13 protein-coding genes are annotated in these 12,107 nt (G+C 63.4%); 5 read left to right on the top strand and 8 right to left on the bottom strand.

Annotated features, from left to right (window positions below; genetic code table 11):
* Positions 1 to 23: 23 nt before the first annotated feature.
* Together B3361_RS03065 and cinR are read right to left on the bottom strand one after the other, a co-directional pair.
* Entirely contained in the window at positions 24 to 1,376 is a 1,353-nt protein-coding gene (locus B3361_RS03065) for a heavy metal sensor histidine kinase (protein WP_054904169.1), read from the bottom strand.
* Positions 1,373 to 2,053 (bottom strand): two-component system response regulator CinR, encoded by a 681-nt coding sequence (gene cinR / locus B3361_RS03060; RefSeq protein WP_009686297.1) that lies wholly within the window; start codon positions 2,051 to 2,053, stop codon positions 1,373 to 1,375. The genes B3361_RS03065 and cinR overlap by 4 nt, the downstream gene beginning before the upstream one ends.
* A gap of 199 nt (positions 2,054 to 2,252) precedes the next feature.
* On the opposite strand from cinR, the gene B3361_RS03055 reads away from it, so the two are divergent.
* Both B3361_RS03055 and queF read left to right on the top strand, forming a co-directional pair.
* Positions 2,253 to 2,798, top strand: coding sequence for a cupredoxin domain-containing protein (locus B3361_RS03055; RefSeq protein ID WP_009686298.1), 546 nt, complete (start codon positions 2,253 to 2,255; stop codon positions 2,796 to 2,798).
* A 68-nt stretch (positions 2,799 to 2,866) separates the two neighbouring features.
* A complete protein-coding gene (gene queF / locus B3361_RS03050; protein ID WP_009686299.1) occupies positions 2,867 to 3,697 on the top strand; it encodes an NADPH-dependent 7-cyano-7-deazaguanine reductase QueF in 831 nt (276 codons plus the stop codon).
* A gap of 43 nt (positions 3,698 to 3,740) precedes the next feature.
* Here queF and B3361_RS03045 read toward each other — a convergent pair whose 3' ends face one another.
* On the bottom strand, positions 3,741 to 4,004 hold the full coding sequence (locus B3361_RS03045) for a DUF4404 family protein (protein WP_009686300.1): 264 nt from the start codon (positions 4,002 to 4,004) through the stop codon (positions 3,741 to 3,743).
* A 122-nt stretch (positions 4,005 to 4,126) separates the two neighbouring features.
* On the bottom strand, positions 4,127 to 4,690 hold the full coding sequence (locus B3361_RS03040; RefSeq protein ID WP_054904170.1) for a hypothetical protein: 564 nt from the start codon (positions 4,688 to 4,690) through the stop codon (positions 4,127 to 4,129).
* A gap of 200 nt (positions 4,691 to 4,890) precedes the next feature.
* Here B3361_RS03040 and B3361_RS03035 point away from each other — a divergent pair, with 200 nt between their 5' ends.
* Entirely contained in the window at positions 4,891 to 5,598 is a 708-nt protein-coding gene (locus B3361_RS03035; RefSeq protein ID WP_054904171.1) for an MlaA family lipoprotein, read from the top strand.
* Positions 5,599 to 5,658: 60 nt separating this feature from the next.
* On the opposite strand, the gene B3361_RS03030 is transcribed toward B3361_RS03035, so the two are convergent.
* Entirely contained in the window at positions 5,659 to 5,958 is a 300-nt protein-coding gene (locus tag B3361_RS03030) for a PilZ domain-containing protein (RefSeq protein WP_009686303.1), read from the bottom strand.
* Positions 5,959 to 6,238: 280 nt separating this feature from the next.
* Here B3361_RS03030 and rssB point away from each other — a divergent pair, with 280 nt between their 5' ends.
* Both rssB and rssC read left to right on the top strand, forming a co-directional pair.
* Positions 6,239 to 7,420: a two-component system response regulator RssB gene (rssB, locus tag B3361_RS03025; RefSeq protein ID WP_029885859.1), complete on the top strand. Its 1,182-nt coding sequence runs from the start codon at positions 6,239 to 6,241 to the stop codon at positions 7,418 to 7,420.
* The gene (gene rssC / locus B3361_RS03020; protein ID WP_009686305.1) at positions 7,417 to 7,899 is read left to right on the top strand and encodes an anti-sigma factor antagonist RssC; all 483 of its coding nucleotides are present in this window, start codon (positions 7,417 to 7,419) and stop codon (positions 7,897 to 7,899) included. Before rssB ends, rssC begins: the two co-directional genes overlap by 4 nt.
* Before the next feature lie 82 nt (positions 7,900 to 7,981).
* Here rssC and B3361_RS03015 read toward each other — a convergent pair whose 3' ends face one another.
* From B3361_RS03015 to dusA, 3 genes are all read right to left on the bottom strand, one after another.
* Positions 7,982 to 9,832, bottom strand: coding sequence for an alkaline phosphatase D family protein (locus B3361_RS03015; RefSeq protein WP_054904172.1), 1,851 nt, complete (start codon positions 9,830 to 9,832; stop codon positions 7,982 to 7,984).
* A 71-nt stretch (positions 9,833 to 9,903) separates the two neighbouring features.
* Positions 9,904 to 10,830 (bottom strand): transaldolase, encoded by a 927-nt coding sequence (gene tal / locus B3361_RS03010; protein ID WP_054904173.1) that lies wholly within the window; start codon positions 10,828 to 10,830, stop codon positions 9,904 to 9,906.
* 187 nt (positions 10,831 to 11,017) lie between these two features.
* Positions 11,018 to 11,986 carry a tRNA dihydrouridine(20/20a) synthase DusA gene (gene dusA / locus B3361_RS03005; RefSeq protein WP_286920105.1) on the bottom strand — a complete coding sequence of 323 codons (969 nt, stop codon included), beginning with the start codon at positions 11,984 to 11,986 and terminating at the stop codon, positions 11,018 to 11,020.
* Between the last annotated feature and the right edge of the window lie 121 nt (positions 11,987 to 12,107).

The raw sequence follows: 12,107 nt of genomic DNA, 5'->3' as shown, positions 1-12,107 counted from the left end.
AGCGGGCTGCAAGGCAGCCTGTTTCACCGGCCTTCAGTGAATTCGATCACGAAGCGCGTCCACCCCTGCGCGCACTCCGCGCGAATGCAGCCGCCATGGGCCTGCACGATCGACCGGGTAATCGCCAGCCCCAGGCCGGCATGCTCGCTACTGCCTTCACGGCGTGCCGGGTCTACCCGGTAGAAGCGGTCGAACAGCCGTGGCAGGGCCGCGGGCTCGATGGCCGCGCCGGTATTGGCCACGCTGATGCTGGGCCCCGCTGCCAGGGCCACCCGTATCTGCCCGCCTGCCGGGGTAAAGCGCAGGGCGTTATCCAGCAGGTTGGACAGGGCCCGGCGCAGCATGTGCCGGTCGCCGTGCAGCATGGCCTCACCTTCGCGCAGCATCTGCACGTCGCCGTCTTCGGCCAGCGGTGCGTAGTATTCCAGCAGCGCATCCACTTCCTCATGCAGTGCCAGTGGCGCTTGCCCAGGCACCAGCAGCCCATGGTCGGCCTTGGCGAGGAACAGCATGTCATTGATCATCTGCGCCATCCATTGCAGCTCCTCCAGGTTGCCATGCAGGGCCTCGCGGTATTCTTCCAGGCTGCGCGGGCGGGTGAGGGTGACCTGGGTGTGGGTCAGCAGGTTGGACAGCGGTGTGCGAAGCTCGTGGGCGATGTCGGCGGAGAACGCCGACAGGCGCTGAAACGCATCGTCCAGGCGCTGCAGCATGGCGTTCATGGTGCTGGCCAGCTCGGCCAGTTCTACGGGCATCTGGGCCACTGGCAGGCGGGTGGTGAGCGAGCGAGCCGACACCCCAGCGGCCACCTGGCCCATTTGCCGCAAAGGCCGCAGACCGCTGCGGGCCGCCCAGGCGCCCAGCAGCGCGGTGGCCAGCGCCGACAGGCCGACGGTCAGCCAGATCAGGCGCTGCATGCCTTGCAGGAAATGCTGGTGGTGCGTGATATCAAGGTACAACGCCAGTTGTGGCGATGCGTTGCTGCCCGGCGCCAAGGGCGCGGTCAGGCTGCGGTAGTCCGCCCCTTGGGCATGCTGGGTGCCCAGCCCGGTCGGCAGCACTGCCGGCGGCAGGCCGCTGCTGCTGGCGAACCAGGGCGTGCCGTCGGCGCCGCTGATGCGCAAGGCCAGGTCGGCTTGATGGCTCAGCGCTTCGCGCAGGGCGGGCAGGCGCGCCTTCAGCGCTTCGGCGGTAGTGATGCCGTCCAGTTGCGTGCGCAGCAGCGACAGCCGTGAGGCGAGTAGTTGTTGATCCAGTTCGATGAAGTGCTGCTCACTGGCCCGGTTGAACAACAGGCCGGCGCCCAGCGAAACAGCGGCGGTGCACGCGGCGAACAGCAGCGCCAGGCGGCTACCGAGGGATACCCGGCGCATCACGCTGGCCGCTCTTCGAGTACATAGCCCATGCCGCGCACGGTGTGGATCAACTTGTTGGGGTGCGGGTCGTCGATTTTCAGGCGCAGGCGGCGGATTGCCACTTCGATCACATTGGTGTCGCTGTCGAAGTTCATGTCCCACACCTGTGAGGCAATCAGCGACTTCGGCAGCACCTCGCCCTGCCGGCGCAGCAACAGTTCCAGCAGGGAAAATTCCTTGGCGGTCAGGTCGATACGGCTGCCTGCGCGTTCGGCGCGGCGGCGGATCAGGTCCAGGCGCAGGTCGGCCAGGCTCAGGGTGGTGTCCTGGCTCGGGCTGGCGCCACGGCGCAGCAGGCTGCGCACCCGCGCCAGCAGTTCGGAAAAGGCGAACGGTTTGACCAGGTAATCGTCTGCGCCCAGCTCCAGGCCATGTACCCGGTCCTCGACGGCATCGCGCGCGGTCAGGAACAGCACAGGCGTATCCCGACCGGCCTGGCGCACGGCCTGCAGGATCTGCCAACCGTCGCGACCGGGTAGCATCACATCCAGGATCAGCAGGTCGTGGTCGCCGCTCAGGGCCAGGAACTGGCCGGTCTCCCCATCGCTGGCCAGTTCGGTGGCGAAGCCGGCCTCGTTCAGGCCCTGGCGCAAGTACTGGCCGGTACGGGCCTGGTCTTCGACGATCAGCAGTTTCATAGAGGCACCAAGGTTTCAGCTGGCTTGCGGTGGTGGTGGAGACGGCGCGCCCCGTGCGTAAGCCGCTGGGGCGGCTGAAATGATACGTGACGGTGTGTCTGCATGCCCAACCTGACAAAGTTGTAATCTTGCTGTCAGCCAGTTGCCAGTCACCGGTGACTAATGTGGCTGCACCCTGTCGTGTATTCCCGGAGTCATCATGAAACGCCTGTTCCTCGCCGCCACCCTTGCCATGGCCAGCCTGCCGGCCCTAGCCGGCCAGGCCGGCACCTTTGCCTTCGGCGAGCCAGCCCCGGCGGCCAAGGCCACCCGCACTGTAGAGGTGGTACTCAAGGACATCGCCTTCGAGCCCAAGCGCCTGCAGGTAAAAGCTGGCGAAACCGTACGTTTCGTGCTCGTGAATGAAGGCAAGCTGCCACACGAATTCAACCTGGGCGACAAGGCCATGCACGCCGAACACCAGAAGGAAATGCTTGCCATGCAAGGCAAGCTGTTCAATGAGGGCATGAACCACCAGGGCATGGACCATGGTCAGGCGATGGACCCTGGGCAAATGATGGGCCATGAACAGATGAACGATCACGGCGGTGGGCACGCGCACGGCGGCGGCAACACGGTGCTGGTGATGCCTGGCCAGCGCGCCGAACTGACCTGGACCTTCCGCAAGTCGGCGCCTATCGAGTTCGCCTGTAATGTGCCGGGGCACTACCAGGCCGGTATGGTCGGGGCACTGACCATCGAGTGACGGGGCCTGCAAGGCGGGGTGCAAAACCGGTAGACTAGGGGCAATTCCGAACCTCCAGGTCAGTTTACATGCATCCCGCTGCCGAACACTCCCCGCTGGGCAAAGCCAGCGAATACGTCGCTACCTACTCCCCGGAGCAACTGTTCCCGATCCCGCGTACGGCCAAGTGGGCCGAGCTGGGTGTTACCGCTCAGACCTTGCCGTGGCACGGTGTGGATTACTGGAACTGCTTTGAGCTGAGCTGGCTGCTGCCTTCTGGCAAGCCCGTGGTGGCGATTGGTGAGTTCGCCATTCCGGCCGATTCGCCCAACATCATCGAGTCCAAGTCGTTCAAGCTGTACCTCAACTCGCTGAACCAGACAGTCTTCGCCACCCTCGACGAGCTGCAGGCATGCTTGGCGAAGGACCTGTCGGCAGCAGCGGGCAAGCCGGTTGGGGTGAAGGTGCGCACGTTGGCAGAGGTCGAGGCCCAGGGGGTGGTGGCGTTGCCCGGCCTGTGCATCGATGCGTTGGACGTTGCCATCAGCAACTACGCACAGCCGCAGCCAGAGCTGTTGCGCTGCAGCCCTGAGCGGGTGGTCGAAGAAACCGTACACAGCCACCTGCTCAAGTCCAACTGCCCGGTTACCGGGCAGCCGGACTGGGGCAGCGTGGTCGTCGAGTACAAGGGCAGGGCGCTGGACCACGCCAGCTTGCTGACCTACCTGATCAGCTTCCGCCAGCATGCCGACTTCCACGAGCAGTGTGTGGAGCGCATCTACCTGGACTTGAAGCACTTGCTGCAGCCGGAGCACCTGACCGTGTATGCACGGTATGTGCGCCGCGGGGGGCTGGATATCAACCCGTACCGCAGCACCGGTGCTATCAGCCCGGATAACCAGCGGCTGGTTCGCCAGTAAGGGCTGGGAACGCAGAAGGGGTGCAATGCACCCCTTCGTGGTGTCAGATCCCCATGCTGTGCAACGAGTTGGCAATGCTGCGCAGGGTGGCGGTAAGGTCGGGGTGTTCGGCCTCGAAGCGCTCGATCGCCAGGTTCACGCCGTCCACCAGGTTGTTGTCCGGGGTGGCTTCCTCCAGTTTCAGCTGTGCCTCGATCTGGCGCGCTTCTTCGTGCAGTGCGGCCAGCTCTTCTTCCGAAAGCGGTACGTTACGGTCCAGTTGCTCGCGCAAGGTGTTCAGGCGCTCTTGCAATTCGCGGGCAGGCATTGGCTTTTCTCCATCAATGGCTTGGCTAGCCATGGACCTCAGCGAAGCGGCAAAGGTTCTGGCCTGCTTTCAGCGTAATCCACCTGCCGGCGCTTTGCATGATCCGCGTCAACATGGCTGTATCAGGGTTTTTCACCTTTGGCACGGCGCCGGGCGATGTCCTGCAGGCAGGTATCCAGCGCTTCCAGGTGGTCGATCACCGAATGCACGCCCAGGCTGAACAACGCCAGGGTCGCCTTGCCGCGCGCCAGGTCCTGCTCCGCAGGGGGCAGCGCTTGCCATTGGGCGGAACCGGGTTCGCACAGTGGGCTGCAGGCAGCCAGGCCGATCGTCCACAGCCCGGCGTTGAGCCCCGCCTGCAGCAACCGCGGGTCGCCGCTGACCAGTACACAGCCTGCCAGGCGCTGGCTGCCCAGCTGCATCAGTGCTTGCCAGCAGGCATTGGGTGCTGGCAAGCCCGGGTCGATCACCGTAAGCCCCGGTAGCCAGTCAGGCAGCACCTGGGCCATGCGCTGGCTTGGCGGGTCGGCACGCTCATCCAGCCAGATACAGGGGACGTGGCGCTGATGCAGGTTGGCGAGGATGGCCAGCGCGCCGGGGGCCGGTGCGGGTGCGCCGTTGGCACTCTGTACCAGGCAACCGCGCAGGCCGAATAGCACAGCGGTGAGGGCGGGTGTAGCGTGCATGGCGGGGTCCCCAAATACGCCGCAGGCTATTGGCTGATTGTTACCGCCCTGTGACAGCGGGGGGATGGTGCAACAGTTGTTCACAAAATATTGAGCAAAAATGTGTAAAGCTGTCTAACAGCCCGTAAGCCTCTATACTGCCGCCTTAACGCCACGCGACCCGTGCGCTGGCGGTCGAGAAACCCGATGGAGAGACATCTATGCGTAGGATCGGTGCCAGTGTGATCGATCGAGTCACCCAGGCCTGTGTCTGTGCCGGCATGCTGCTGGCGCCCGTGGCCGCCACCCAGGCGGCCACCGAGGAAGATCCCTGGGAGGCGGTCAACCGCCCGATCTTCCGTTTCAACGATACGGTCGACACCTATGCCCTCAAGCCATTGGCCAAGGGCTATGAGGCCGTTACCCCGCAGTTTCTCGAAGACGGTATCCACAACATCTTCCGTAACCTGGGCGATGTGACCAACCTGGCCAACAATATCCTCCAGCTCAAGCCCCACGCAGCCGGCGTGGACACTGCGCGGCTGATCGTCAACACCACCTTTGGCCTGGGTGGGTTCTTCGATGTGGGCACCAAGATGGGCCTGCAGCGCAGCGACGAAGACTTCGGCCAAACCCTGGGCTACTGGGGCGTGCCGAGTGGCCCGTACGTGGTCATCCCGCTGCTGGGCCCGAGCACCGTGCGTGATGGCGTGGCCAGGTACCCGGACACCTATACCAAGCCTTACCGTTACATAGACCACGTGCCGACCCGTAACTCGATCTTCGCCCTGGACGTGATCGACACCCGCGCCAGCCTGTTGTCGGCCGAGAAGCTGATCCAAGGCGACAAGTACATCTTCATTCGTAATGCCTACTTGCAGAACCGCGAGTTCAAGGTCAAGGATGGCGAAGTCGAAGACGACTTCTGACCGTTCATGCTGTGCAGGGGCGCCCGGGCTACGCCGCCCCTGCCGGCTTCGGGCGCCGCTTCAATGCATTGCCAGTATCCTCAAGCCGAACTTCTGCTGCCCGCCTGGCTGGTCGGCGATCCACACCACCTCGGTGCTGGCGTGCAGCCCCTTCAAGGCCGGGTGGTCGGAGTCGATCCGCACTTCGAGCTGCTGACCTACCTGAAAATGCTCTGGCGCCTGCACCTGCATGCCGCCGCTGGACAGGTCCAGGCAGCGCGCGGCGATGACCTGGCCTTCGTGCAACAAGCTGACTTCGGCGTCGATGCGCATGCGGATGAAATCGCGTTTCTCGCTGTGGCTGGAGGGCGTGTGGGGCATGCTGCATCCTTCCCATCGGGTTGCGCTGGTCGACTTTCTTATAACTCCCGGCGATTTGCCCTGTAAAGAGCGATGAGGTCGACCCACGCATGCTTGAAACCCCTGGCGGATGGGAGTACCGTCTGCGCCTTACAAGGTTGCTCTCACAGTTGCCGACAGTTGCCGGGCAGGTGTTCTTGTCCTACAACTCAAGTAGAGTATGACCACAAAGAATTCCCGTAGCTGGCCGTCTGCCTTGCCGACACCGCTGCACCAACCTAAATCGGCGCCGTTCGCCCACATGCAGAATACCAGTGCAACGCTGCTGATCATCGATGACGACGACGTGGTCCGTGCGAGCCTCGCCGCGTATCTTGAAGACAGTGGTTTCAGCGTGCTCCAGGCCGGTAATGGCCAGCAGGGGCTTCAGGTCTTCGAAGAGCACCAGCCCGACCTCGTGATCTGCGACCTGCGCATGCCGCAGATGGGCGGGCTCGAACTGATCCGCCAGGTCAGCGAGCGTGCGCCGCAGGTGCCGGTGATCGTGGTGTCCGGTGCCGGCGTCATGAGTGATGCGGTGGAAGCACTGCGCCTGGGGGCTGCCGACTATCTGATCAAGCCGCTGGAAGACCTGGCCGTACTGGAACACTCGGTGCGCCGCGCCCTCGACCGCTCGCGCCTGGTGCTGGAAAACCAGCGCTACCGCGACAAGCTCGAAGCCGCCAACCGCGAGCTGGAGGCCAGCCTGCACCTGCTGCAGGAAGACCAGACCGCCGGCCGCCAGGTACAGATGAACATGCTGCCGGAAAGCCCGTGGGCTGCCGGCGAGTTCGCCTTCGAGCACCAGATCATCCCGTCGCTGTACCTGTCGGGTGATTTCGTCGACTACTTCCGCGTCGATGACCGGCGTATCGCCTTCTACCTTGCCGATGTTTCCGGGCATGGCGCGTCGTCGGCCTTTGTCACCGTGCTGTTGAAATTCATGACCACACGCCTCATGTTCGAACTCAAACGCAACAAGATGCGTGAGTTCAAGCCCTCGGAAGTGCTCAGCCACATCAACCGCGGCCTGATCAACAGCAAGCTGGGCAAGCACGTGACCATGGTAGGTGGCGTGATAGACGAGGATTCGGGACTGCTGACCTACGCCGTTGGCGGCCACTTGCCGCTGCCGGTGCTGTACACCCCAGGCAACGCTCGCTACCTGGAAGGCCGTGGCCTGCCGGTGGGGCTGTTTGACGAGGCCACTTACCAGGACTTGGTCGTGGAGCTGCCGCCACAATTCAGCATCAGCCTCATGTCCGATGGCATTCTGGACCTTTTGCCGGGTGATACGCTCAAAGATAAAGAAGCCGCCTTGCCGGAGATCGTCAAGGCAGCAGGTGGTAGCCTGGATGGGCTGCGTCAACGTTTTGGATTGGCTACGCTTGGGGAGATGCCGGATGATATCGCCCTATTGGTGTTAAGCAGGAACCTTCAATGAGTACCGGTAGAATCCAGTTCGCCGAGCAGAGCGGTACCTTTGTACTGAAATTTGTCGGTGAAGTGCGCCTGACCTTGTGTTCGGCGCTGGATGCAACGATCGAGAAGATTTTCACGGCGCTGAACTTCTCGGCCATTGTCATCGACCTGACCGAAACCGAGAGCATCGACAGCACCACCTTGGGCCTGCTGGCCAAGCTGTCGATCCTGTCGCGCCAGAAGGTAGGCCTGCTGCCGACGGTGGTGACCACCAATCCGGACATCTCCCGGTTGCTGCAATCAATGGGCTTCGATCAGGTGTTCAATATCGTCGATCGGCCAATTCCCTGCCCCGAGTGCCTGACCGACCTGCCGTCGCAGGACCAGAACGAAGACGTGGTGCGTTCCAAGGTGCTGGAGGCGCACAAGATCCTCATGGGCCTGAATGACTCCAACCGCGAAGCGTTCCATGACCTGGTGAATGCGCTGGAGCGCAGCTAGGCACTGTGCCTTGAGGGGCGTGCGCGGTCGTCGCCGCGCCACTTCGCTAGAGCCTGGCCCACGCGCTGGCCACGCTGCCTGGCTACGGGCCCCCGATAAACTCGGTTGCCTGCGCGCCACCCGCATCCAGCTGATACACGCGTACCGGCCGCCCCTGCCGATCAAAAAACACCTGCCCCAGCCCCGCGCCGTTCCACAGCCGTTCCCCGGCCTTGCTGTGGCTGGGCGTGCGTGGCACGACCTCCATTTCCCGGCGTTTGGTAAACCAGTTAAGCGGCGAGCGCGGCGAGTACAGCCAGCGGTTGAGGCGGTCCAGCACGTCCAGCAGTCGCCTGGGGAACTCGTTCTTGATGCCGCTGCTGGTCACTTGCCACAAGTGTGGGCTGCGTTGGCGGTGGCGAATCAGCACTTCGTAGACGAACGAATAGTGCACATCGCCCGACAGCACCACGTAGTGCCCGGGTGTGCGCGAGTGGCGGAATATGTTGAGGATGACCTGCGCCGCCCCGCGGTGGGCCATCCAGTTTTCGGCGTCGACCAGCAAGGGGTAGCCCAGCCAGCTGAAGACCTTCTGCACCGTCTCGATCAGTTTCACGCCGAAAATTGGCGCCGGTGAAACGATGACTGCCGATGGGTGATCGAGCAGCGCCTGCTGCAGTTCACTCAACGCTTCCCAGTCCAGCAGGCCGGATGGCCTGGCCAGGTTGCTTTCGCTACGCCAGCGGCGGGTACGGGTGTCCAGCACCAGCAAGGGCGGCTCGGTAGGCAGGCTGAACTGCCAGCCCTGAAAGCGCAGCAGCTCACCGATCACTGCGTCCTGGTTGTCGCCGGTCAGTGCCTGGCACTGGCCGAGCAGCGGCTTGCAGGTGTCCGGGGCATTGCCCCAGGCCTGGCACAACAGGTAGCCGAGCAGGGCATTGCCGATGATCCGCCGTGAAAACGGGTGGCCGTAGGCGGTCTGCTCCCATTGTGCCGACAGGTTCCAGTCGTCGGTGATGTCGTGGTCGTCGAAGATCATCAGGCAGGGCAGGTGGGCCATGGCCCGGGCCACTTGGCCGAGGTTTTCGGCAAACCCGCGTACCAACGGCAACTCGTGCTGGTAACGGGCCTGGTGTTGGTCGCTGAGCCCTGCTGGCATGGCCAGGTCGACCAGCTGCCATGGCACGGGGGACCACACCAGCAGGTACATGGCCATGACTTCGGCGAAGGTCACCAGGTGGTTGTCAGCGTTGCTGGAAGAGAAGATCGGTTTGCGCTTGCCACCGAAAAACCGCTCGCGCAGGGTTTCGTTGAGCTTCTGTGCCGGCAGCAGGTCTGCGCGGTGATAGTAACTGGCCGGGTGCTGGTACAGCGCCTGGCTGTCGGTGACCACCGCACCTTCAAGTTGCTCGTCGAACAGGCCCAGGCGCGCGATCAGGCTGTGGATGGCACGCAGCATCGGCCCGGCCACGTCGTCGGCATACACCTGGTCGCCGGTCATCAGCAGCACGGCGGGGCGGTCTTGCGGGGTTGTGCAAGCCTGCAGCAGGCGGTCTGCGCACAGCAGGCCGTCGGCCGCAGGGTGGTGCGGTTTGCGGCAGGAGCCATGCAGCAGGTGGTCGAGGCGCTCGCGCAACACCAGGTTGGGGCGCTGGTTGCCGGGGTAGACCAGGTGAGGTGCCCAATCGGCGATGCCCTTGCCATTGATCAGCAGGTCATAGTCCAGCAACTGGTTGCAGGGCAGCGCATCGCTGAAATGGATATCCAGCAGGTGAATGAAGGCGTGCTTGCCTACGGCTATCACCTGGCAGTCTACCTGGGCGTCGCTGGCGGGGCAGACGAATTGCGCGTGCAGCGGTTCGGTGGCGACCAGCCAGATAGCCAGGCGCTGGGGTTCCAGGCGCCGCAGGACCGGGCCGGCGAGTACGAGGGGCAACAGTGTAGGGGCGGTCATCAACAGCTCGGGAAGGGTATGGGGCGCAAGGTGCTTGGCACTTTACGCCCGTCTGGCAAGGCCGAAACTACTCAGGCGTTTTCAGCCATCAGTTTTTCCAGCTTTTCCTGGTCCCGGGCAAACTGGCGGATGCCCTCGGCCAGTTTCTCGGTGGCCATGGCATCTTCGTTCATTGCCCAACGGAACTGGCTTTCGTTCAGCACCTGCTTGGCTTCGCCAGCATTGCCTGGCTTGAGCATGCGCGGCAACTCACCCTGGTCGCTGCTCAATTGGTCGAGCAGGTCAGGGCTGATGGTCAGGCGATCGCAGCCCGCCAGTTGTTCGATCTGGCCGATGTTGCGGAAGCTGGCACCCATGACGACGGTGTCGTAGCCATTGGCCTTGTAGTAGTTGTAGATGCGCGTGACCGATTGCACACCCGGGTCTTCGGCGCCCACGTAGTCCTGGCCGGTGCTTTTCTTGTACCAGTCGTAGATCCGGCCCACGAACGGCGAAATCAGGAACACCCCGGCATCCGCACAGGCCTGGGCCTGGGCGAACGAGAACAGCAGGGTAAGGTTGGTCTGGATACCTTCCTTTTCCAGCTTCTCGGCAGCGCGGATGCCTTCCCAGGTCGAGGCCAGCTTGATCAGCACGCGGTCACGGCCGACGCCGGCTTTTTCATACAGGTCGATCAGCGCCCGGGCCTTGGCCAGCAGGGCCGGTTCGTCGAATGACAGGCGGGCATCCACCTCGGTGGAGATACGCCCGGGAATGACCTTGAGGATGCCCGAGCCCACGGCCACGGCAAACTTGTCGCAGGCCAGGTCGACATTGCCCTTGGCATCTGCCTTGACCTGCTTGAGCAGGTCCGCGTAACCGGTGATGGCAGCGGCTTTGAGCAGCAGCGACGGGTTGGTGGTGGCATCGACCGGTTTCAGGCGGGTGATGGCGTCCAGGTCTCCGGTATCGGCGACCACGGTGGTGAACTGCTTGAGTTGTTCCAGCTTGGAGGTCATGGGCGTGCTCTGTCCTGTGCAATGACTCGACATTACCCGAGCCCCGACGGCCGCTCAAGGGCCGGTAGGCGCGGGTCTGCCACGAAGGGTGGTGTGAAGATGATATTCGAGTCCGGCGCCACCCCGAGGTTCCGCACACCACCGCGCGTGCTGGCGTCATCTGCACCCGCTGTCGCTACACAGCGCATCAGCGCCCCTGAAGCAGCTCCACTGCCTGGTCGAACACGGCCAGCGGCTGCGCCGCCTTGTGAATATCCGCCGACAGCAGCTGACGGAAGCGCCGGGCGCCCTTGAACCCCTGGGCCAGCCCCAGAATGTGCCGGGTAACATGGTGCATCGCGTCACCACTTTCCATGTGCGCCACGATGTACGGCCGTAGCTGCGCCAACGCCTCGCTGCGGCTGATCACGGCAGCTTCGCTGCCGAACAGTTGCTGATCCACCTCCGCCAGCAGGTACGGGTTGTGATAGGCCTCACGCCCCAGCATCACCCCGTCGAAGGTTTGCAGGTGCGCCTGGCACTCGCCGAGGGTTTTGATTCCGCCGTTGAGCACAATCTCCAGGTCCGGGAAGTCGGCCTTCAATTGCGCTGCCACGTCGTAGCGCAGCGGAGGGATCTCGCGGTTTTCCTTCGGCGAAAGCCCTTCCAGAATCGCGATGCGCGCATGCACGGTAAAGCTGCGGCAGCCCGCTTCGCGCACTTGGCCGACGAAGTCGCACAGCTCGGCGTAGCTGTCGCGCCCATTGATGCCGATGCGGTGCTTGACCGTCACCGGGGTGGCTACCGCATCGCGCATGGCCTTCACGCAATCGGCCACCAGCGCCGGGTGGGCCATCAGGCAGGCACCGATCATGTTGTTCTGCACCCGGTCGCTCGGGCAGCCGACATTGAGGTTGACCTCGTCGTAGCCGGCTTGCTCGGCAAGGCGGGCACAGGCCGCCAGGTCGGCAGGCACGCTGCCGCCCAGTTGCAGGGCCAGCGGATGCTCGGAGACGTCGTGGCGCAGGAAACGGTCGGCGTCGTTGTGCAGCAGGGCGCCGGTGGTGACCATTTCGGTGTAGAGCAAGGTTTGCTTGGACAGCAGGCGCAGGAAGAAGCGGCAATGGCGGTCTGTCCAGTCCATCATCGGCGCAACAGAAAACCTCCTAACTACCATATCGCCTGAGGTTCCTAGGTTTTCTGCTTGTTTCTGGGGCATTTCTCTATCTCTGGTTGTTGCTGCTTTATTCCGGTTCTTGCTGGTTTTGCTACTGCGGTTGCTACAATGTAGCAACTCC

The organism is Pseudomonas sp. UBA6699 (assembly GCF_002454615.1).
GTDB lineage: Bacteria > Pseudomonadota > Gammaproteobacteria > Pseudomonadales > Pseudomonadaceae > Aquipseudomonas > Aquipseudomonas juntendi.
The sequence above is the reverse complement of the archived record's forward strand: the minus strand, read 5'-3'. Positions and strand labels throughout refer to the sequence as shown.